16 protein-coding genes and 2 pseudogenes are annotated in these 21,614 nt (G+C 52.4%); 10 read left to right on the forward strand and 8 right to left on the reverse strand.

Annotated elements, in window-relative coordinates:
* Positions 1-92: 92 nt before the first annotated feature.
* Positions 93-989: a LysO family transporter gene (locus ACRQ84_RS02520; RefSeq protein ID WP_483817104.1), complete on the reverse strand. Its 897-nt coding sequence runs from the start codon at positions 987-989 to the stop codon at positions 93-95.
* A gap of 137 nt (positions 990-1,126) precedes the next feature.
* Here ACRQ84_RS02520 and ACRQ84_RS02525 point away from each other — a divergent pair, with 137 nt between their 5' ends.
* On the forward strand, positions 1,127-2,767 hold the full coding sequence (locus tag ACRQ84_RS02525) for a DUF2813 domain-containing protein (RefSeq protein WP_064741204.1): 1,641 nt from the start codon (positions 1,127-1,129) through the stop codon (positions 2,765-2,767).
* A gap of 91 nt (positions 2,768-2,858) precedes the next feature.
* On the opposite strand, the gene cspD is transcribed toward ACRQ84_RS02525, so the two are convergent.
* On the reverse strand, positions 2,859-3,086 hold the full coding sequence (cspD, locus tag ACRQ84_RS02530) for a cold shock-like protein CspD (protein ID WP_007887624.1): 228 nt from the start codon (positions 3,084-3,086) through the stop codon (positions 2,859-2,861).
* A 323-nt stretch (positions 3,087-3,409) separates the two neighbouring features.
* Between cspD and clpS the strand changes: the two genes are divergently transcribed.
* On the forward strand, positions 3,410-3,730 hold the full coding sequence (clpS, locus tag ACRQ84_RS02535; protein WP_007887621.1) for an ATP-dependent Clp protease adapter ClpS: 321 nt from the start codon (positions 3,410-3,412) through the stop codon (positions 3,728-3,730).
* Positions 3,731-3,785: 55 nt separating this feature from the next.
* A complete protein-coding gene (clpA, locus tag ACRQ84_RS02540; RefSeq protein ID WP_483817105.1) occupies positions 3,786-6,065 on the forward strand; it encodes an ATP-dependent Clp protease ATP-binding subunit ClpA in 2,280 nt (759 codons plus the stop codon).
* Positions 6,066-6,155: 90 nt separating this feature from the next.
* Here clpA and infA read toward each other — a convergent pair whose 3' ends face one another.
* From infA to trxB, 5 genes are all read right to left on the reverse strand, one after another.
* Positions 6,156-6,374: a translation initiation factor IF-1 gene (gene infA, locus ACRQ84_RS02545; protein WP_002211347.1), complete on the reverse strand. Its 219-nt coding sequence runs from the start codon at positions 6,372-6,374 to the stop codon at positions 6,156-6,158.
* A 346-nt stretch (positions 6,375-6,720) separates the two neighbouring features.
* The gene (gene aat / locus ACRQ84_RS02550; RefSeq protein WP_064740733.1) at positions 6,721-7,413 is read right to left on the reverse strand and encodes a leucyl/phenylalanyl-tRNA--protein transferase; all 693 of its coding nucleotides are present in this window, start codon (positions 7,411-7,413) and stop codon (positions 6,721-6,723) included.
* 33 nt (positions 7,414-7,446) lie between these two features.
* Positions 7,447-9,177 (reverse strand): heme ABC transporter ATP-binding protein/permease CydC, encoded by a 1,731-nt coding sequence (gene cydC, locus ACRQ84_RS02555; protein ID WP_483817869.1) that lies wholly within the window; start codon positions 9,175-9,177, stop codon positions 7,447-7,449.
* Positions 9,177-10,946 (reverse strand): heme ABC transporter permease/ATP-binding protein CydD, encoded by a 1,770-nt coding sequence (gene cydD, locus ACRQ84_RS02560; protein WP_483817106.1) that lies wholly within the window; start codon positions 10,944-10,946, stop codon positions 9,177-9,179. Before cydD ends, cydC begins: the two co-directional genes overlap by 1 nt.
* 145 nt (positions 10,947-11,091) lie before the next feature.
* The gene (gene trxB, locus ACRQ84_RS02565) at positions 11,092-12,057 is read right to left on the reverse strand and encodes a thioredoxin-disulfide reductase (protein WP_064740735.1); all 966 of its coding nucleotides are present in this window, start codon (positions 12,055-12,057) and stop codon (positions 11,092-11,094) included.
* 521 nt (positions 12,058-12,578) lie between these two features.
* On the opposite strand from trxB, the gene lrp reads away from it, so the two are divergent.
* The 6 genes and pseudogenes from lrp (at position 12,579) to serS (ending at position 20,124) form a co-directional block, all read left to right on the forward strand.
* The gene (gene lrp / locus ACRQ84_RS02570; RefSeq protein WP_006118610.1) at positions 12,579-13,073 is read left to right on the forward strand and encodes a leucine-responsive transcriptional regulator Lrp; all 495 of its coding nucleotides are present in this window, start codon (positions 12,579-12,581) and stop codon (positions 13,071-13,073) included.
* Positions 13,074-13,303: 230 nt separating this feature from the next.
* Positions 13,304-13,705: pseudogene (locus ACRQ84_RS02575) on the forward strand (DNA translocase FtsK 4TM domain-containing protein); the annotation flags it as partial.
* A 900-nt stretch (positions 13,706-14,605) separates the two neighbouring features.
* Positions 14,606-16,591: pseudogene (locus tag ACRQ84_RS02580) on the forward strand (DNA translocase FtsK); the annotation flags it as partial.
* Between the two features lie 175 nt (positions 16,592-16,766).
* On the forward strand, positions 16,767-17,378 hold the full coding sequence (gene lolA / locus ACRQ84_RS02585) for an outer membrane lipoprotein periplasmic chaperone LolA (protein WP_008102417.1): 612 nt from the start codon (positions 16,767-16,769) through the stop codon (positions 17,376-17,378).
* Positions 17,379-17,385: 7 nt separating this feature from the next.
* The gene (locus tag ACRQ84_RS02590) at positions 17,386-18,732 is read left to right on the forward strand and encodes a replication-associated recombination protein A (protein ID WP_483817107.1); all 1,347 of its coding nucleotides are present in this window, start codon (positions 17,386-17,388) and stop codon (positions 18,730-18,732) included.
* Positions 18,733-18,831: 99 nt separating this feature from the next.
* On the forward strand, positions 18,832-20,124 hold the full coding sequence (gene serS / locus ACRQ84_RS02595; protein ID WP_064740738.1) for a serine--tRNA ligase: 1,293 nt from the start codon (positions 18,832-18,834) through the stop codon (positions 20,122-20,124).
* Between the two features lie 150 nt (positions 20,125-20,274).
* Here serS and ACRQ84_RS02600 read toward each other — a convergent pair whose 3' ends face one another.
* Positions 20,275-20,490, reverse strand: coding sequence for a hypothetical protein (locus ACRQ84_RS02600; protein ID WP_483817961.1), 216 nt, complete (start codon positions 20,488-20,490; stop codon positions 20,275-20,277).
* Between ACRQ84_RS02600 and ACRQ84_RS02605 the strand changes: the two genes are divergently transcribed.
* Entirely contained in the window at positions 20,438-21,589 is a 1,152-nt protein-coding gene (locus ACRQ84_RS02605) for an MFS transporter (protein WP_483817108.1), read from the forward strand. The two genes, ACRQ84_RS02600 and ACRQ84_RS02605, sit on opposite strands and share 53 nt — an antisense overlap.
* The last annotated feature ends 25 nt before the right edge of the window (positions 21,590-21,614 follow it).

Raw genomic sequence — 21,614 nt, forward strand, 5'->3', positions numbered from 1 at the left:
TTGAGCCATCCATGCCGATGGCGAAAACGTGTCAGTCAGAAAGCGTAGACGATGAAGCTGGCGCGCAGCCGTGAAAAAATGCGCTGTGCCAATTATGCCGAGAACAGGGCGATGAGGATCGGGGCCAGTAAACTCATGATAAAACCGTGCACAATCGCGGCGGGGACAATTTCCATGCCGCCGGTGCGTTGCAGGATCGGCAGCGTGAAATCCATCGATGTTGCGCCGCTTAATCCCAGCGTCATGCTGCGCTGACGGGTAATTAACAGCGGGATTAGCATGATGGTGATCAGTTCGCGCAGCAGATCGTTGAAGAAGGCTGCGCTACCTATCACCGGGCCAAACGATTCGCTCATCAAAATACCGGAAAGTGAATACCAGCCGAAACCGCTCGCCAGCGCCAGACCGGTTTTGATCGGCAGATTCAGTAGCAGCGCAGCGATGATGCCTCCGAGCAGCGCACTGCTCATAGAGACCAGCGCCACCACCATGCCACGGCGATTAATGGTGATCTGACGCAATGTCATGCCGCTGCTGCGCAGTTGAATACCCACCAGCAATAGCATCAGCATCAAGGCGTATTCGCTAATGGTTGATGCATGGCGCAGCGGTGCCCATTGGCTTAAACCGAGCAGAAAACCGGCCAGCACCGAGCCGCATAGCTTGAGCGACTCCAGCGCCATATGCAGACGCGACGGCAGTGTTTGCGGCTTGTGCTGGTGGCGCCACGGCCAGCGTCGCTCCAGCAGCCACAGCGCCAGCAGCGAGCAGGCAAGAATGCTCAGCATGCTGACCAAGGCGATGTGGAAAATGGCGAGTAAATTACTGCTCAGGTTATCGAGAAACGCCAGGCTGGTGCCCATAAAGAACAGAATGATATACACCAGCGCACTCAGCGTGCGGCTTACAACCTGTAAAAGTGATGTTTGCCGCAGTGGCAGCAGATAGCCGAAAATCAGCGGCAACAGGATAATAATCAATCCGTACATAGTGGGTTTCTATCCATGATTTGAGGGCTGTCACGCTAGCGAAAAACAGTTGAAGTGTAAACCTTTTCCCCTTGCGCTGACTTGACCAGCGCAGCGTGGCGGACCATGCTCAGACAAGGTAACGGATGGATTGTATGATGATTCTGGAACATATCGATATTCACGGTTTTCGCGGCATTAATCGGCTGTCATTGCCGTTGACTGACACCAATCTGCTGATTGGAGAAAATGCCTGGGGTAAATCGAGCCTGCTGGACGCATTAACGCTATTACTGGCACCTGCTGCAGAACCTTATCAATTCACTGAACACGACTTTCACTTTCCACCCGGTGATATCGATGCGCGCATGCGCCACCTGCAGCTGGTATTTCGCTTTCGCGCGCAGGGCGCTGATGATGGCGCACTGTTTCAGCCCTTCTGGCTGCACGATGAAAACGGTCGCTATATCCGTTTCAGCACCCGCGCCAAACGTCAGGAGCAGGGTGTAAAAACCACCTGGCGTTTTATCGATGAGAACAACGATGTGTTGCCAATGGCGGGCACTGACGCCGCGCTGGCGCATCTGCGCGCGTATTATCCGGTATTGCGCTTACGCGATGCGCGTTTTGGCCGCAGAACCCGGCTTACGGACAACGATGAGCAGCGGCGCGCAACCACCTTAACGGCGTTGGCGCAGGAAGTGGAAAAGCTGACGCGCGATTTGGTGGTGCGGCCACAAACGTTAAGCGACGATCTGCTGCGTCAGGGATTGCATACTATGCAGCAACTGCTGGAACACTATTTTCTGGTGCAGCAGTCAGGCAGTAGCGCGATGCGCGTTGCCCCGGAAGTCCGTGATGGCAGCGAAGGCTGGCGCTCGCTGGATAAACTTAATCATCTGATTGCCGGCACTGAATCACGCAGTCGTCAGGTGATTCTGCTGCGCATGTTCTCGCTGTTGATTCAGGCGCACGGCAACGAACCATTGCCCGCGGGTGCGCATCCGCTGCTGCTGGTGGAAGATCCGGAGACGCGCTTGCATCCCATCATGCTATCGGTGGCGTGGAATTTACTGGAACTGATGCCGCTGCAAAAAATTGCCACGACCAACTCGGGCGAATTACTGTCGCAGGTGCCGCTGGAGAATATTTGCCGTCTGGTGCGTGAACCCGCGCGCGTGGCAGCCTGGCGCATTGGGCCGGAAGGGTTGAGTGCTGAAGAGAGCCGCCGCATTGGTTTTCACATCCGTGTGAATCGCCCATCGGCGCTGTTTGCCCGCTGCTGGCTATTGGTGGAAGGCGAAACCGAAGTGTGGATTATTAATGAACTGGCACGACAGCGCGGCTATCACTTCGCGGCGGAAGGGGTGAAAGTAATTGAGTTTGCGCAATCTGGCCTGAAGCCATTGCTAAAATTCGCCCAACGCATGGGCATCGCCTGGCATGTACTGACCGACGGCGACCAGGCGGGTAGCAAATATGCCGCCACCGCGCGCAGCCAACTACCGTCGCATGCACGGGAAAGCGATCATCTCACCCAATTCCCGGCACCTGACATCGAGCATTTTCTCTACAAGCAAGGCTTTAGCGATGTTTATCATCAGATGGCGCACCTGCCGTTAAACGCGCCTATGAATATGCGGCGTATTATTAGTCAAGCCATTCATCACAGTTCGAAACCTGAGCTGGCAATTGCTGTTGCGATGGCGGCGGCGGAACGCGGGCCAGAGGCCATTCCGTCGCTGCTGGATCAGCTGTTCGCTCACGTGATGTGGTTGGCGCGCGGTCGGGCGGATTGAAGTTAGGGTCGATTCGCCAAATAAAAATGCCAGCGTCTGCGGCTGGCATTTTTTTTCGGGAGTGGTCAGAATACGTGAAACAGCCTGCGCGTTAAGCGACCGCAGCTTGCGTGGCTTCACAGGGCACAATTAGGCTGGCGTGATTGCCCTTTGGTCCTTCATGGACATCAAACTGAACCTGTTGGCCAGCTTTCAGCGTTCTGTATCCCTCCATCTGGATCGTGGAGTAGTGTGCGAAGATATCGTCGCCGCCGCTAATCGGACAGATAAACCCGAAGCCTTTGGCGTTGTTGAACCATTTTACAGTACCCGTCTCCATGCTTTTACTTCCCTCGCAAGACATTTTGATAAGTAGGTGAGGTCATTGAAGCTGTGAGTCGAGCTTGTTTAAAACTCAATCAGCTTGTGTTAGTAGAATGTAGAGAAACGGACCTTATCGTCAAGCAAACGGTCCTGGCGGATGGGGATAAATTCATCAAAATTTGAGGCAGTTAACGCTATTGCAAATTTTGTGATACAGGTCGCGCATGTGCTTTTAGGGCCACTTTTTAGCAAGTCAAAGCCGGCTTGACAGGCATGTTAAACTTTAGGAATGGGCGCAGAAATGCGCACAATCGTAACGCAGAATTTCGACGGAACATTATGGCAAACACAAACGACTGGCTTAATTTTGAACATCTAGCCGAAGATAAAGTACGCGAAGGGTTAAAGCCGCCTTCAATGTATAAAGTCATTCTGAACAATGACGATTATACACCTATGGAATTTGTTATTGACGTTCTGCAAAAGTTCTTTTCTTATGATATTGAACGTGCAACGCAGCTGATGTTGAAAGTTCACTACCATGGAAAAGCAATCTGTGGTGTATTCACTGCAGAAGTGGCGGAGACCAAAGTAGCCCAGGTGAACAATTACGCACGAGATAATGAACATCCGTTGCTGTGTACGCTAGAAAAAGCCTGAAGCCATCTCCATATAGGAGATAGGTTGTCAGAGCGATAATTGGGGGAGGTGCCAAATGCTCAATCAAGAACTGGAACTCAGTTTAAACATGGCTTTCGCCAGAGCGCGTGAGCACCGTCACGAGTTTATGACCGTCGAGCATCTGTTGCTGGCATTGCTCAGTAACCCGTCGGCCAGAGAGGCACTGGAAGCCTGTTCGGTGGATATCGTGGCTCTGCGTCAGGAACTCGAAGCCTTCATCGAACAAACCACGCCGGTGTTGCCTGCCAGCGAAGAGGAGCGCGATACCCAACCTACGCTCAGCTTCGAGCGCGTGCTGCAACGTGCGGTATTCCATGTCCAGTCCTCCGGTCGCAGCGAAGTCGCTGGTGCCAACGTGCTGGTCGCTATTTTCAGCGAGCAGGAGTCGCAAGCGGCCTATCTGCTGCGCAAACATGAAGTGAGCCGTCTCGATGTGGTGAACTTCATCTCCCATGGTACGCGTAAAGACGAACCCGGCCAGCCGCAGAACAATGCGGAAAATCCGGTTAACGAAGAGCAAGCAGGCGGGGAGGATCGTATGGAAAACTTCACCACCAATCTTAATCAGCTTGCTCGCGTCGGCGGAATCGATCCGCTGATCGGCCGCGATAAAGAGCTGGAGCGTACTGTTCAGGTATTGTGCCGTCGTCGCAAGAATAACCCGCTGCTGGTGGGTGAATCGGGCGTGGGTAAAACAGCGATTGCTGAGGGGCTTGCCTGGCGCATTGTGCAGGGCGACGTGCCGGAAGTGATGAAAGAGTGCACCATCTATTCACTCGACATCGGTTCGCTGCTGGCCGGAACCAAATACCGCGGTGATTTTGAAAAACGCTTTAAAGCCTTGTTGAAACAGCTGGAGCAGGACAGTAATAGCATCCTGTTTATTGACGAAATCCATACCATTATTGGTGCGGGTGCGGCATCAGGTGGCCAGGTGGATGCGGCAAACCTGATTAAGCCGCTGCTTTCAAGCGGCAAAATTCGCGTGATGGGTTCAACCACTTATCAGGAATTCAGCAATATCTTTGAGAAGGATCGTGCGCTGGCGCGCCGTTTCCAGAAGATTGATATTACTGAGCCTTCTGTGGAAGAAACCGTGCAGATTCTCAACGGCCTGAAGCCGAAGTACGAAGCGCATCATGACGTGCGTTATACCGCGAAAGCGGTACGTGCGGCGGTAGAGCTGGCGGTCAAGTATATCAACGATCGTCATTTGCCGGATAAGGCGATTGACGTAATTGACGAAGCCGGGGCGCGTGCGCGTCTGGTGCCGGTCAGCAAGCGTAAGAAAACGGTTAATGTTTCGGATATCGAAACCGTGGTGGCGCGTATTGCACGTATTCCAGAGCAGAGCGTGTCACAAACCGATCGCGATACGTTGAAAAACCTCGGTGACCGTTTGAAAATGCTGGTGTTTGGTCAGGATAATGCGATTGAAGCACTGACTGAAGCAATCAAGATGAGCCGCGCTGGTTTGGGCCAGGATCGTAAACCGGTCGGATCCTTCCTGTTTGCGGGCCCAACTGGCGTTGGTAAAACAGAAGTTACCGTTCAGTTGGCTAAAGCGCTGGGTATCGAACTGCTGCGTTTCGACATGTCCGAGTATATGGAGCGCCACACCGTTAGCCGTTTGATCGGTGCGCCTCCCGGTTATGTCGGCTTCGATCAGGGCGGTTTGTTGACGGATGCGGTCATCAAGCATCCGCACGCTGTTGTACTGCTGGATGAAATCGAGAAAGCACACCCGGATGTCTTCAATCTGCTGCTGCAGGTGATGGATAACGGTATGCTGACCGATAACAACGGACGTAAAGCAGACTTCCGTAACGTGGTGCTGGTAATGACCACCAACGCCGGCGTACGCGAAACTGAACGTAAGTCGATTGGCCTGATTCATCAGGACAACAGTACTGACGCGATGGAAGAGATCAAAAAAATCTTTACGCCAGAGTTCCGTAACCGTCTCGATAACATCATCTGGTTCCGTCACCTGTCTCAGGAAGTGATTCATCAGGTAGTAGATAAATTTATCGTTGAGTTGCAAGCGCAGCTGGATGCGAAGGGCGTATCGTTGGAAGTGAGCGATGATGCGCGCGATTGGCTGGCTGATAAGGGTTACGACAAAGCGATGGGTGCGCGTCCGATGGCACGTGCCGTGCAGGAAAACCTGAAGAAACCGTTGGCGAATGAACTGCTGTTTGGTTCGCTGGTTGATGGTGGATCGGTATCAGTAGCGCTGGATAAAGATAAAAACCAGCTTACTTACCACTTCCTGAGTGCGGAAAAACGTAAAACCGAAGGTACAGTTCACTAAGCGTGATGCAGATATGAAAAAGGCCGGATGCAAATCCGGCCTTTTTTTTGCGCTAAGTTCGTGCGATCAGCGCGAGATATGAATCTCTACTTAGCGACTACGGAAGACAATGCGGCCTTTGCTCAGGTCGTACGGGGTCAACTCGACAGTCACTTTGTCGCCCGTCAGGATGCGGATATAGTTTTTGCGCATTTTACCGGAGATATGAGCGGTAACCACGTGCCCGTTTTCAAGCTCTACGCGGAACATGGTGTTCGGTAACGTATCCAGTACGGTACCTTGCATTTCAATATTGTCTTCTTTGGCCATCGAATCCTCTGGGTGTACTACCAAACTGTTGAACCGGCAAGATAATGCCGAATTCCATGATTTATGTAAAGAACCGTTGATGATTTTGCCAACGCTTCGCCGTGCGTCGCGCCGTTGCGCGTGCAGTACGGATAAATTAGGGTGTTTTTTGACGTCTGCGGGGGATTAGCGGGCTAAGAATCTGTAGCAATCGGCATCAGTTGCACAATCAAAACAGCTTCGGGGAATGTGTGAGATCCCCAACCTGGCAATTCCGGCTCGCCACAGCGAAGCGCGGACGACATACCAAACTCGCTTATTGTATCACTTTTGTCGGGAATTGTGTGCAAAACATCGGTGAGCCATGTCAAAAAAGGGTTTGTGTTTGCCAGCAGCTGTCAGAAACCGGTTGCCACGCCAGGGTTTGCACATACTGTAAATAATCGACGCGCGGGATTTCAACTGCACCCAATGAGGCGGTATGCGGGTTCAGCACCTGGCAATCAATCAGTCGACCCTGATGCGCCACAAAGTGTTGTGAGAACACCCACAGCGCAGTTTTCGAGGCATTTTCCTGACGGCTAAACATCGATTCACCGCAAAAAATTTGCCCCAGTGCCAATCCATACATGCCGCCCACCAGTTGCTGACCGCACCAGACTTCAATCGAATGCGCATGGCCTAATTCGTATAAACGTAACCACGCACGTTTCACTTCAAAGGTGATCCACGTTCCCTCTTGTCGGCCGCTGGCACAGCCTTCCAGCACCTGTGGAAACGCGTGATTCATGGTAACGCGATAGGGCGAACGCTTATGGAAGCGCGCCATACTGCGACTCAGATGGAAAGATTCTGGCAGCATGACCGCGCGGGGATCCGGCGACCACCAAAGAATCGGATCGCCTGGAGAAAACCACGGGAAAATTCCCCGCTGATAAGCATTCATCAGGCGGGCAGGGGAGAGATCGCCGCCCATCGCCAATAATCCGTTGGGCTCGCGCAGCGCCATTTCAGGGGGTGGGAAATTTAATGAATCCCGTGAAAGCTGTATCAGTCTCATTGCGTCAATCACACTCAGGGCTGTTGGCTAAGACTATAGCGTAAAGCGCTGATGGAAACGCCAGTAGCGGCCTGCTTTTGAGATTAATTCGGCGTGCGTGCCGGATTCAATAATCTTTCCCTGATCCATAACACAAATGCGGTCCATGGACTCCAAACCACTTAAGCGATGCGTCACCATGATTAGTGTTTTACCGTGGGTGACGTGCTGCAATAGTGTCAGGATCTGTTGCTCGGTGCTGGCATCCAAACCTTCAGTGGGTTCATCAAGCAACCATAAATCGCCATCGTGCAACAGGGCACGTGCAATTGCCAGACGACGCAGTTCACCGCCTGATAACGGTCGACCGCCATCGCCCATCCACGCATTTAATCCTTCATCTCGCTCGGCGAGATGCGTTAGACCAACCTGATGTAAGGCATTAATCAACTGTTCATCGCTAGCATCCGGTTTTGCCAGTAGCAGATTGTCGCGCAGCGTTTGGCTAAATAGATGTACACGCTGTGTCACCACACTGATGCGGCTGCGTAGCGAAGCTTCGTCCCAGGCGGCGAGGTCGATATCGTTCAGGCTAATCGAACCTTGTTGCGCTTCCCAGCCGCGCGTAATGAGTGTCAGCAGGCTGGACTTCCCGCAGCCGGTGGGGCCGAGCAGCGCCAGATGTTCACCAGACCCTAACGATAGTGAGAAATGCTGCAGCACCGGTTCAGGGCGCTGTGGATAGCTAAAACAGATATTTTCCAGCTTCAAGCTGATACCTGATGCGCTAGCATTTTTAGCGTTGGGAAAACGTATTGCTGCAGGTTGATCAATGATTTCCTGTACCCGCTTCGCTGCGCTGGTCACTTGCGACAGCGGCAAAAATGCACCGGCAACCGGCGCCAATGCTTCAAACGCCGCCAGTCCGCAGAACACAAACAGCGCGATTAACGCGCCCGGCGCACTATTTCCACCTACGCTAGTAGCGGAAATCCACAACAGCAGCGTAACCGTCACACCGCTGATGACCAGCAGCAGACTTTGTGCCAACGCCTGTAGGCGATGTTGTCTACGTTGCGCCTGTTGCCACTTAAGTTCTTCCGTATCAAGCTGGTCACGCCACAGTTGCGCAGCGCCATAGATTTTCAGCTCAGACAGGCCGGTAATCCAATGCGTTAACTGCAGGCGCCAACTGGCCTGATGCTGGGCTAACTGTTGTCCGACTGAAGTGCCAAGCCGCCAAAACAGCGGCGGCATGAGCAACAGCGTCAATAACATAATGCCGCCGAGCAGCAAAGCTAACGGCACATCCAATAGCGCTAAACCGCAGGTGACCACCACAATCACAATTACAGCGCCGATTAATGGCGAAATCACACGCAAGTAAAGATGGTCGAGCGTATCCACGTCGCTGACGAAACGGTTGAGCAACTCACCTTGACGAAAACGTCCCAACTGTTCAGGTGCGAGGGCGATGAGTTTACTGAAGGTGAAAACGCGCAAATGTTGCAGCACACGGAAGGTAGCATCGTGGCTCACCAGGCGTTCGAAATAACGCGCTGCTGTGCGCATGATCGCCGCACCACGCACTCCAGCAGCGGGCAACATGTAGTTGAACGTGTAAAGTCCCGTAATACCCGCTAGCGAAGAGGCGGCGAGGAACCACCCGGATAACGTTAACAGCCCAATGCTAGCAAGTAGGGTGACGATCGCAAGAATTATGCCTAGCCCTAAACGCCATGGATGACGGTTAAACAGACGCAGGAAAGGCAGTAAATGATTCATCATGCGATCTCCTTTCGACGATGTTGCACCATTTCGCGCAGCGGTCCATCTTGTTCAATCAGCTGCTGCCAATGACCTTGTTGAACCAGTTGCCCCGCCTGCATTACCCAAACTTCATCCCAGCTTACGAGCTCGTTCAGTTGGTGCGTTATCATCAGCGTGGTTTGCTGGGTGGCAGCCTGTTGCAAAGCGCTGATAACATGTTGCTCGCTCTGGCTATCCAGCCCAGAACCAGGCTCATCAAGCAGCAGTAATTGCGCAGGTTTAAGCAGTGCACGCGCCACGGCAATACGCTGTGCCTGGCCGACGGAAAGACCAACGCCGCCATCGCCTAAAAAGGTATCTAATCCTTGCGGCAAACGGGCCAAAAATTCGCTAACTCCCGCACGCTGCAGTACCGCAGTGAGCGTGGCATCATCAATGTCATGATTGAACAGCAAATTTTCACGCAGCGTTTGAGCGGGTAAATGAGGATTTTGGCCTACCCAGGCGAGATGTTTTTGCCAGCTATCACGACTGATATCCCGCAGTTCCTGTCCATTCACCTGCAGCGAACCTTGATAAGGCAGGAAGCCAAGCATCACATTCATTAGCACGGTTTTCCCCGCGCCGCTTTGCCCGACTAATGCTACACGCTTGCCAGCGTCGAGAGTGAAACTGAGTGGCTGCGTTAGCGCTTCACCGCTCGCGGTCATCACCACTAAATTCTGTGCCTGGATGTTAAGCGGTCCAGTGAGAGAAAACGCAGGTGAAGCTTGCTCTACGGCAGGATCGGGACTTTCACATAGAAACTGGTCCAGCGCATCAGCTCCACCAATCGCCTGCGCTTTGGCGTGATAGAAGGTGCCCAAATCGCGTAATGGCTGGAAAAATTCCGGGGCCAAAATTAGTGCCAGAAAACCGGCAAACAGTGTTACGCCGGTGCTGTAATGACCGAAATTCAGTTCGCCGAGGTAAGAGAAACCGAAATAGACTGCGACGACAGCGATCGCCAGTGAAGCAAAAAACTCCAGCACGGCGGAAGAGAGAAACGCCAGGCGCAAAACGTCCATGGTGCGTTGGCGGAAATCCGTGGTACTAGCGGCAATTGCCTGTTGCTCTGCCGCGCCGCGATTGAACAGGCGCAGCGTTTCACGGCCGCGTAGACGATCATAAAAATCACCGCTAAGGCGGGCGAGAGCCACAAAGTTGCGGCGGTTGGCATCTGCAGCGCCCATGCCTACCATGGCCATAAACAGCGGAATCAATGGTGCGGTTACCAGCAGAATCAATCCCGCAGCCCAGTTAATCGGGAAAATGGCGATCAAAATAGCTAACGGAATAAATACCGCTAGCGACATCTGAGGCAGATAACGCGCGTAGTATTCCTGCATCTCTTCGATTTGTTCGAGCAGCAACGTAGCCCAACTGCCTGCGGGTTTGCCCTGAATCCATGCCGGACCTAATTCATTGAGTCGGTTCAGCACCTGTTGGCGTAACGCTCGTCGAATGGCGACGCCAGCGCGATGCCCGGCCATTTCGCGAGCATAGTGCAAGCCGGCGCGCAGAACAAAGCACAGGAGCAGTAACAGAAAATCGGTGAGAAGTGTTGCGCGCGGTTGCTGCGCCACAATCAAATTTTGCAGCAGCGAAGCCATTAACCAGGCTTGAGCAATAATGACCAGAGCGCCAGCAAAACCGAACAGTGAGGCAGCACGTAAATTACGCGCACCGTGATGACGTTGCTGACGGAGCCAGCGGAGAAGTTCTTGTTGCCGTGATTTGTTCATGCGATGCCGTTTGGTAACTCAAAAGAGATGTCAATCCCGGATGAAAACCCAGCAATGTCGGGCGCCTGAACTGTAGCATGCAGGTAACAAAAAAGGCGACCAAAACTGGCCGCCTTTAGACGATTATGATCAGGTTATTAACAACTTACTTATCGTTTTTAACCAGTCCATCAAGGAAACGCTCAGCATCCAATGCAGCCATACAACCGGTTCCTGCAGAGGTAATCGCCTGACGATAGATGTGGTCCATTACATCACCGGCAGCGAACACGCCTGGGATGCTGGTTTGCGTAGCGTTACCATGCAAACCGGACTGCACTTTGATGTAGCCATTTTCTAAATCCAGCTGGCCATCAAAAATGGCGGTATTTGGGCTGTGACCGATGGCGACAAACAGGCCAGCGACGTCAAGTGATTCAGGTGCTTCACCTTTGGTAGACAGCAGTTTTAAACCCGTTACGCCCATCTGATCGCCCACCACTTCGTCCAGCGTGCGATCGGTGTGGAGCACGATGTTGCCATTGCGCACTTTTTCCATCAAACGGTCGATGAGAATTTTTTCAGCGCGGAAGCTGTCGCGGCGGTGAATCAAATGCACTTCAGCGGCAATGTTCGCCAGATAAAGCGCTTCCTCAACAGCGGTGTTACCGCCACCAATGACGGCAACTTTCTGGTTGCGGTAGAAGAAACCGTCGCAGGTAGCGCAAGCGGACACACCTTTGCCTTTGAAAGCGTCTTCTGATGGCAGACCGAGGTAACGCGCTGAAGCGCCTGTTGCAATAATCAAAGCATCGGCAGTGTATTCACTGCTGTCGCCGATTAAACGGAACGGACGGTTCTGCAAATCGACAGTATGAATGTGGTCAAAAATGATCTCGGTGTTGAATTTCTCAGCATGCTCCTGCATGCGTTCCATTAACGCGGGACCGGTTAAATCATTGGCATCGCCTGGCCAGTTCTCCACTTCTGTGGTTGTGGTAAGTTGACCGCCTTTCTCCAGTCCGGTAATCAGCACCGGATTCAGGTTGGCGCGCGCTGCATAAACTGCAGCAGTGTAACCGGCAGGGCCGGAGCCCAGAATGAGCAGCTTACTGTGTTTGGCCGTACTCATGCGTTCCTCAATTTTTTTCTGACAACATAGTTTTTGATTGTAGGGAAATTAACGCCGCAAAAAAAGGCTTCAGCAATTTTGTTAACAATCGCTGCAAGCGGCGTAGACGATGAGTGCAGATTTTGCACGCGGTGTGCGCCAAAAGGGGGCAAAGCTCGGCAAATAGTGGTGCAGCAGCACTAAAATTCTCATTTAAAAACAGCAACCCAGAACTCTATCTGGCATCTTGTACTGAATTTGGATGTTTTACTTTGACAATCGCCTGCGCTTTTGCGAAAACATTGGGAGAAGCAGAGAATATTTAGCGATTCAAAACAGAATTTCATTTCTGTTTTGGGCTTTTTAGCCGAATAAACTCAGCCTGACATTGGTAATGACGCATGATGTGGACAGACAACATGCGTCATACGGATGGTAGCGTTACTGCACAGGCTTATGGTCTTCACTTCAGTAAGGCCCTGAACAATGAGCGTTTTCAGGGTGTGGCAGGTAAAGGGAAGGAATTAAGAGAGACAATAATAATGGTAGACAATAAGAAACGCCCCGGAAAAGATTTAGATCGTATCGACAGAAACATTCTGAATGAATTGCAGAAAGACGGTCGTATTTCCAATGTCGAGCTTTCAAAGCGTGTTGGATTATCGCCAACACCTTGTCTTGAGCGCGTGCGTCGCCTTGAGCGTCAAGGCTTCATTCTGGGTTACACCGCGCAACTCAATCCCCACTATCTGGATGCTTCACTGCTGGTATTTGTTGAGATTACTCTGAATCGTGGTGCGCCGGATGTGTTTGAGCAATTTAACGCCGCAGTGCAAAAACTTGAGGAAACTCAAGAATGTCACCTCGTTTCCGGTGACTTTGACTACCTGCTGAAAACCCGTGTACCGGATATGTCCGCCTATCGTAAACTGCTGGGGGAAACCTTGCTACGTCTGCCGGGCGTTAATGACACCCGCACTTATGTGGTGATGGAAGAGGTCAAACAGAGCAATCGTCTGGTGATCAAAACCCGTTAGTGCAGGGCAGGTGCAAAGCTTGCAGGATTTAGGTACACTCCTGTGAATTCATACAGGACCAACGTCGGGCATGCCCGACGTTGTTGCCTTCTTATTTTACAGGCACCTGGAGAGTTCTCTTGAGCCAGGAATATACAGAAGATAAAGACGTTTCGTTACAACCGCTGAGCAGTGGACGTAGGCTGCTGGAAGCATTGCTCATTCTTGTGGCCTTGTTCGCCATCTACTTGATGGTGTCATTGGTGAGTTTCAACCCTTCAGATCCAAGCTGGTCACAAACCGCATGGCATGAGCCTATCCATAATTTGGGTGGTAGCGTTGGCGCATGGCTGGCAGATACCCTGTTGTTCATTTTTGGCGTGATGGCCTATGCCATTCCTCCCGTCATTATTGGCCTCTGTTGGATCACCTTCCGTCAACGCGATCGTCAGGATTACATCGACTACTTTGCCGTAGGTTTGCGCCTGATTGGCGTGCTGGCCTTGGTGGTGACCACTTGTGGCCTTGCAGCACTCAACGTTGATGACATCTGGTATTTTACCTCAGGCGGCGTGATTGGCAGCCTGGTGAGCAATGCCATGGCGCCGTGGTTCAGTTCGGCTGGTGGCACCTTGACGCTGCTTTGCGTATGGGCTGCAGGCATCACGCTCTATACCGGTTGGTCATGGCTGACGATTGCCGAGAAAATCGGCGGCGTGGTGATGGGTGTTCTGACCTTCGCCAGCAACCGTTCACGGCATGACGAACCCTGGCAGGAAGAAGAGTACGACGACGAAGATCATGCTGAAAAGGTCGCGCCTCCAATGCATGCTGCACAGTCGGCTAATGAAGACGATGATGTGCTGTTAGCAAAACCGCGTAAGGTTAGTGACCCCGTTACACACGCGTTAGGTGACGATCCACTGCTGGCGAAAGCCAGTGCTGCCACTGCCGCTGCGATTGCTGTTACCACGCAAGCCGCCCAGCAGACTCCTGCCGTAGCGCAGCCTGCGGCAAGCGCAGTAGTGGAACCTACCGTTACGCCAGGTTTTGCCGAGACAACGGTTCAGTCGATCCCGAATTCTCAGCCTATTGCTGTCGCGCCTGAGCCGATCGCGCAATCTTCTACGCCACTTTATCGCTTTGAAGTGCCAAATGAACCAGCATCTTCTCCGTTCTCGCCTGCTGATGACGATGAGGGGCCGAGCATGGGCAACTGGCAGGATGCTGCGTCGTCTTCAGCAACAATTAATACCGTCGCTGCCGCATCACTTGCCGCCGGCGCGGTAAAAGCGGCGAGTGCATCAACAGCGTATTCGCCTGCCTTTGATATCGTGCCTGAGCGTGATTACAACCCGCAGGTGAAGCAGGGCATTGGCCCAGAGCTGCCGCGTCCCAACAAAGTTAAGTTGCCAACAAGACGTGAATTGGCATCTTACGGCATCAAACTGCCTTCTCAACGAATGGCGGAAGAGCAGGCCAAAGATGCTGAACAGCAACAACCCGAAGTAACCGCTTCCTACAGCGCTCCTTCACAAGAGGATGATGTTGAATTACAGGAAGCACAACTGCGCGAAGCCTTCGCATCGCAGCAGCAGAATCGCTACGGTGAAAGCTGGCAGGATGCGCGTGAGCCCGAAGATGAAGAGGCGCTACAGCAAGCTCAACTCGCACGTCAGTTCGCCGATCAGCAGCAGCAACGCTATAACGAGCCTGAAGTGAAAGAAGCGCCAGTCTTTAATCTGGATACCTCTTCTGCTTTTGATTTCTCACCCATGAAAGATTTGGTTGACGATACGCCAAGTGAGCCGCTCTTTACCCTATCGGCAACGCCAGAGCCAGAGCCGGAAACTGAAGCGCCACCGCAATGGCAGCAGTCAGCTGCGCCGCAGCCAGCATCACTGCCTTCGTTAAGTGCTGAATCCAGCCCATGGTCATCACCGGAGCAGGAAGCTTATTCGGCGCCGCCTGCACCAGTGAAACCCGCTGCGCCCGTGCAGGACAGCTTGTTCCATCCGTTCCTGGTTCGCCATGAACAGCCGCTGGAAAAACCAACCACACCGCTGCCAACGCTGGATTTACTCACGTCACCACCGGCAGAAGAAGAGCCGGTGGATATGTTTGCGCTTGAGCAAACTGCGCGACTGGTTGAAGCTCGACTGGCTGATTACCGTGTGAAGGCGGAAGTTGTTGGTATTTCGCCTGGCCCGGTTATCACCCGCTTCGAACTTGATCTGGCTCCTGGCGTGAAAGCTTCACGTATCTCCAACCTGTCGCGTGACCTGGCGCGTTCTTTGTCAGCTGTTGCGGTGCGTGTGGTGGAAGTCATTCCAGGCAAACCGTACGTAGGCCTTGAGCTGCCCAATAAACACCGTCAAACCGTTTATTTACGCGAAGTTCTGGATTGCCCTAAATTCCGTGAAAATCCTTCTCCGCTTGCCGTGGTGTTGGGTAAAGACATCGCAGGACAGCCGGTTGTCGCTGATTTGGCGAAGATGCCTCACTTGCTGGTTGCCGGTACCACCGGTTCCGGTAAGTCGGTTGGCGTTAACACCATGATTATCAGCATGCTGTATAAGGCTACGCCGGAAGAAGTCCGCTTTATCATGATCGACCCGAAAATGCTTGAGCTGTCAGTCTACGAAGGTATTCCGCACTTGCTGACCGAAGTGGTTACCGACATGAAAGATGCTGCGAATGCGCTGCGCTGGAGTGTGGGTGAAATGGAGCGGCGTTATAAGCTAATGTCCGCGCTGGGTGTGCGTAACCTTGCCGGTTACAACGAAAAGATTGAGCAGGCTGCTGCGATGGGCCGACCCATTCCCGATCCGTTCTGGAAGCCGGGCGACAGCATGGACACCACTCCGCCAGTGCTGGAAAAACTGCCTTATATCGTGGTGCTGGTCGACGAATTTGCCGATCTGATGATGGCGGTAGGTAAGAAAGTCGAAGAGTTGATTGCACGTCTGGCACAGAAAGCGCGTGCGGCGGGTATTCACTTAGTGCTGGCGACTCAGCGTCCGTCGGTTGATGTCATCACGGGTCTGATTAAAGCCAACATCCCAACGCGTATCGCCTTTACTGTTTCCAGTAAGATTGACTCACGCACCATCCTCGATCAGGGCGGCGCGGAATCACTGTTGGGGATGGGTGACATGTTGTATATGCCGCCAAACTCCTCAATGCCGGTGCGTGTGCACGGTGCATTTGTCCGCGATCAGGAAGTCCACGCGGTAGTTCAGGACTGGAAAGCACGCGGTCGCCCACAATACATCGAAAGCATCACAGCTGGAGAAGAGAGTGATAGCGCGGCTGGCGGTATGATGGGTGATGAAGAGTTGGATCCGCTGTTTGATCAAGCGGTCTCTTTCGTGGTGGAAAAACGCCGTGCCTCAATCTCTGGGGTTCAGCGCCAGTTCCGTATCGGTTATAACCGTGCCGCACGTATCATCGAACAGATGGAAGCGCAGGGCATCGTTTCTGAACCGGGCCATAATGGCAACCGCGAAGTCCTGTCACCGCCGCCACACGAAATGTAATTTTTCGCGTGCAATTGTTCACTTATGGGCCAGTTAACACTGGCCCATTGTTTATCTGTTGGTCGATCCCCATCTTTTAGGGAGCTTTCGGCTTTTTCTCCTGTCGAAGTGACAGGGCGGCAACTACGTTTAATGTTGTAAGTGTCGGGAAACAATGAATAAGGAATCGAATCAGATGAAATTACGCGTTATTGCCTGCGGCCTGTTGGCCAGTTTTGTTTCCGCATCAGTATTGGCGGATGCTTCCAGCGATTTGCAACAGCGTCTTAATAAGGTGAACAGCTTCCACGCCAGCTTTAGTCAGAAAGTCACTGATGGCAGTGGTGCCAACGTGCAGGATGGTGAAGGCGAGTTGTGGGTCAAGCGTCCAAGTTTGTTTAACTGGCATATGACTGCGCCGGACGAAAGCGTAATTATTTCTGATGGCAAAAATCTGTGGTTCTATAATCCCTTCGTTGAGCAAGCAAGCGTTAGCCTGCTGCAAAATGCCGCCAGTAACACGCCGTTTATGCTGATTGCGCGTAACCAGCCGAGCGACTGGAAACAGTACAACATCAAACAGCAGGGTGATAACTTCGAGCTCACGCCGAAGAGCAGTGATGGCAATCTCAAGCAATTCACCATTAACGTGACATCTTCTGGCACCATCAATAAGTTCAGCGCGATTGAGCAAGATGGTCAGCACAGCGATTATCAGCTGAAAAGTCAGAACAACGGCGCAATTAGCCCAGACAAATTCACCTTTACGCCGCCAAAAGGGGTAACGGTGGACGATCAACGTCAGTGAGGTCACGGTGAGTAACCTGTCTCTGGATTTTGCTCCATCGAATGAGTTTCAGCCGCTGGCCGCGCGTATGCGGCCAGCGACACTGCAACACTACATTGGGCAGCAGCATTTGCTGGCGCCTGGTAAACCGCTGCCGCGCGCTATTGAAGCGGGGCATCTGCATTCGATGATTTTGTGGGGGCCGCCGGGGACAGGAAAAACGACCTTAGCCGAGATCATTGCTCACTATGGTAAAGCGGACGTTGAACGCATTTCTGCGGTGACTTCCGGCGTCAAAGAGATTCGTGAAGCGATCGAGCGAGCGCGTCAAAATCGCCAGGTTGGTCGTCGCACTATTCTGTTTGTCGATGAAGTCCATCGCTTCAATAAAAGCCAGCAGGATGCTTTCCTGCCGCATATTGAAGATGGCACCATAACTTTTATCGGTGCCACCACTGAAAACCCCTCGTTTGAACTCAACTCGGCGTTGCTATCGCGCGCCCGCGTATATTTACTCAAATCCCTTACTACGGCCGACATTGAACAGGTGCTACTGCAGGCAATGCAGGATGAAGAACGCGGCTATGGCAAAAGCGATATTGTGCTGCCGGAGAATACGCGTCGCATGATTGCAGAGCTGGTAAACGGCGATGCACGTCGGGCATTGAATACGCTGGAAATGATGGCGGATATGGCGGAAAGCAACGCGGAAGGCCAGCGTGAATTAACACCACAATTGCTCAACGAAGTCTCCGGTGAAAGGGCTGCGCGCTTTGATAACAAAGGCGATCGTTTCTACGATTTAATTTCTGCTTTGCACAAATCGGTGCGCGGTTCAGCGCCCGATGCGGCGCTTTACTGGTATGCAAGAATCATCACAGCGGGCGGCGATCCGCTGTATGTCGCACGCCGTTTACTGGCTATCGCTTCGGAAGATGTCGGTAACGCCGATCCGCGCGGTATGCAGGTTGCACTTGCCGCCTGGGATTGTTTTACCCGCGTTGGTCCGGCCGAAGGCGAGCGTGCGATTGCGCAGGCAATTGTTTACCTTGCCAGCGCTCCCAAAAGTAATGCGGTTTATACTGCTTTCAAAGCCGCGATGCGCGATGCGCGCGAATTTCCTGATTACGATGTGCCGGAACATTTACGCAATGCGCCGACTAAATTGATGAAGGAGATGGGGCTGGGCAAAGAGTATCGTTATGCACATGACGAGAACAACGCCTATGCGGCGGGTGAAGTCTATTTCCCGCCTGAAATGGCGCAGACACGCTACTACCAACCGACTCATCGCGGGCTTGAAGGAAAAATCGGCGAAAAACTCGCCTGGCTGGCTGAGCAGGATCAAAATAGCCCGATAAAACGCTACCGCTGATAAACACCTTACGGTAAGGTGAGCAAGGATTTCATTGCATTCCATAGGGATGCAAGTCCCGCCATTCGTTCAATCAACCTTTTATTACACAGGATTAGCATGCTCGATCCCAACCTGCTGCGTAACGAGCCAGACGCAGTCGCAGAAAAACTGGCACGCCGAGGATTCAAACTGGATGTGGAAACCTTACGTTCGCTCGAAGAGCGTCGTAAAGTCTTGCAGGTGGAAACTGAAAATCTGCAAGCTGAGCGTAACTCCCGATCCAAATCCATCGGTCAGGCCAAAGCACGTGGGGAAGATATCGAGCCGCTGCGTCAGGAAGTGAACGCGCTGGGCGAACGCCTGGATGCGGCTAAAGCAGAACTGGATGCCCTGCAGAACGAAATTCGTGATTTTGCCCTCGCTTTGCCAAACCTCCCGGTCGACGAAGTCCCGTTGGGCAAAGATGACAGCGAGAATCAGGAAATCAGTCGTTGGGGCCAGCCGCGCCAGTTTGATTTCCCGGTCAAAGATCATGTTGAGCTAGGCGAAGCCGCTAAAGGTCTGGATTTTGCAGCAGCGGTGAAATTGACCGGTTCACGTTTCATTGTGATGCAGGGCCAGATCGCACGTCTGCATCGCGCTCTGAGCCAGTTTATGCTTGACCTTCATACGCAGCAGCACGGTTATCTTGAAACCTATGTTCCGTATCTGGTGAATCAGGAAACGCTATATGGGACCGGACAACTGCCGAAGTTTGGTGAAGACCTGTTCCATACTAAACCCCTGGGCGAAGAGGCGGGTAGCAGCAACTATGCGCTGATCCCTACCGCTGAAGTACCGCTGACCAATCTGGTGCGTGATGAAATCGTCGAAGAGGAATCTTTGCCGCTCAAATTGACTGCACACACGCCGTGCTTCCGTTCCGAAGCCGGTTCATACGGGCGCGATACGCGCGGCTTAATCCGTATGCACCAGTTCGACAAAGTGGAGATGGTGCAAATTGTCGCGCCCGAACAGTCCATGGATGCGCTGGAAGAGTTAGTCGGTCACGCAGAAAAAGTGCTGCAGTTGCTCAATCTGCCATACCGTAAAATGCTGCTTTGCACCGGGGACATGGGCTTTGGCTCTGCCAAAACATATGACCTGGAAGTTTGGTTGCCTGCACAGGACACCTACCGTGAAATCTCCTCTTGTTCCAACATGGGCGATTTTCAGGCGCGTCGTATGCAGGCGCGCTGCCGCAGCAAAACCGACAAGAAACCGCGTTTGGTGCACACACTGAACGGTTCAGGTCTGGCGGTGGGTCGTACTTTAGTTGCGGTACTTGAAAACTATCAGCAGGCCGATGGTCGTATTGAAGTACCTGAAGTGTTGCGTCCTTACATGGGCGGCCTGGAATTCGTTGGCTAATTAACGCTCAATTAAATAAACCCGGCAATGCCGGGTTTTTTATTTCTTAAGCTAAAAAACAATTATTTTTTAGTTGGAATTAATCAGAAATAAACGTTATCGATGGCAAATGGCCCTAAAGCATTAAAAATCGTTAATTCAATTAGATAGCTATTCATCGTGGTTTGTTCCTGACGCTTCTAACCTGCTGAAGATAAAAAAAATAAATTGTTCCACAGCAAATCGTGCGGCGACGATTTTTTGCACATTGACTTTAAAATAGTGAATGGCAAACTGCGCGCAATTATTGTCATCTCTTTTGGTTTTATTCCCTATGTCAACCTGGTCGCGCCCCGTCGTTTTGCTGCTTTGCGGCTTAATGCTCATGACGGTGTCTATCGCTGTGCTTAATACGCTAGTACCGCTGTGGCTCACTCATGATCAATTGCCAACCTGGCAAGTGGGTATGGCCAGTTCATCGTATTATACCGGCAACTTGCTGGGCACCTTGCTGGCTGGCTGGTTGATCAATCGTTATGGTTTTAATCGCTGTTTCTACCTGGCCAGCGTGCTTTTTGCAGTGGCGACCATGGGCATGGTGATGCTAGAGGGTTTTTACAGTTGGACGATGCTGCGCTTCACCGCAGGCATAGGCTGCGCACTGATTTGGGTAGTGGTTGAGAGCGCCTTGTTGTGCAGCGGTACCGTACGTAATCGTGGGCAATTACTTGCTGCCTACATGATTATCTACTATCTCGGCACGGTTGCGGGCCAGTTGCTGGTTAGTCGAGTGTCCACAGAACTGCTGCACGTGATTCCGTGGGTCACGGCACTCATTATTTGCGCTGTCTTACCTGTCGTGTTTGTACACGTTAATGCTAGCGCAGCGACGGAAGAAACATCCACTGGGCATATTTGGGTCATGTTACGTCGTCGCAGTTCCCGTCTGGGTATCAATGGCTGCATTATTTCCGGTATCGTCCTTGGCTCGCTGTATGGCTTGATGCCGCTGTATCTCTCTCATCAGGGAATGAGCGATGCAACAGTAGGTTACTGGATGGCATTGTTAGTCAGTTCAGGCATTGTGGGTCAATGGCCAGTAGGGCGTTTAGCCGATCGCTTTGGTCGCCTGATGGTGCTGCGTGTGCAAGTATTCGTGGTTATTCTGGGTGCGATCGCCATGCTAGGTGATGCTGCGATGGCGCCGGCGCTGTTCGTGTTAGGTCTGGCTGGTTTTACACTCTATCCGGTAGCGATGTCGTGGGCGTGTGAAACCGTGGCGCATCATGAGTTAGTGGCGATGAACCAGGCCTTGCTGTTTAGCTATACCGTTGGCAGTTTGGTGGGGCCGGGAATGACGGCGATGCTGATGCAAAATTACTCTGATCGTCTGTTATTCGTGATGATTGCTGCCGTTGCACTGGTTTATCTGGTGATGTTACTGCGTAAAGCCGATCATCAGGCAACGCCGGTTGCGCATGCTTAACGCATTCATTTGGAATGTAAAAAAG

Source organism: Pantoea sp. E2023-21 (assembly GCF_051302795.1).
Classification (GTDB): Bacteria; Pseudomonadota; Gammaproteobacteria; order Enterobacterales; family Enterobacteriaceae; genus Pantoea; species Pantoea ludwigii_A.

Bases quoted from the DNA above. Each gene is read 5' to 3' on its own strand.
- cydD (WP_483817106.1), bottom strand. From the start codon at position 10,946: ATGAACAAATCACGGCAACAAGAACTTCTCCGCTGGCTCCGTCAGCAA.
- ACRQ84_RS02520 (WP_483817104.1), bottom strand. From the start codon at position 989: ATGTACGGATTGATTATTATCCTGTTGCCGCTGATTTTCGGCTATCTG.
- cydC (WP_483817869.1), bottom strand. From the start codon at position 9,177: ATGAATCATTTACTGCCTTTCCTGCGTCTGTTTAACCGTCATCCATGG.
- aat (WP_064740733.1), bottom strand. From the start codon at position 7,413: ATGAGACTGATACAGCTTTCACGGGATTCATTAAATTTCCCACCCCCT.
- clpA (WP_483817105.1), top strand. From the start codon at position 3,786: ATGCTCAATCAAGAACTGGAACTCAGTTTAAACATGGCTTTCGCCAGA.
- trxB (WP_064740735.1), bottom strand. From the start codon at position 12,057: ATGAGTACGGCCAAACACAGTAAGCTGCTCATTCTGGGCTCCGGCCCT.
- lolA (WP_008102417.1), top strand. From the start codon at position 16,767: ATGAAATTACGCGTTATTGCCTGCGGCCTGTTGGCCAGTTTTGTTTCC.
- cspD (WP_007887624.1), bottom strand. From the start codon at position 3,086: ATGGAGACGGGTACTGTAAAATGGTTCAACAACGCCAAAGGCTTCGGG.
- infA (WP_002211347.1), bottom strand. From the start codon at position 6,374: ATGGCCAAAGAAGACAATATTGAAATGCAAGGTACCGTACTGGATACG.
- ACRQ84_RS02600 (WP_483817961.1), bottom strand. From the start codon at position 20,490: ATGAGCATTAAGCCGCAAAGCAGCAAAACGACGGGGCGCGACCAGGTT.
- serS (WP_064740738.1), top strand. From the start codon at position 18,832: ATGCTCGATCCCAACCTGCTGCGTAACGAGCCAGACGCAGTCGCAGAA.
- lrp (WP_006118610.1), top strand. From the start codon at position 12,579: ATGGTAGACAATAAGAAACGCCCCGGAAAAGATTTAGATCGTATCGAC.
- ACRQ84_RS02525 (WP_064741204.1), top strand. From the start codon at position 1,127: ATGATTCTGGAACATATCGATATTCACGGTTTTCGCGGCATTAATCGG.
- clpS (WP_007887621.1), top strand. From the start codon at position 3,410: ATGGCAAACACAAACGACTGGCTTAATTTTGAACATCTAGCCGAAGAT.
- ACRQ84_RS02605 (WP_483817108.1), top strand. From the start codon at position 20,438: ATGTCAACCTGGTCGCGCCCCGTCGTTTTGCTGCTTTGCGGCTTAATG.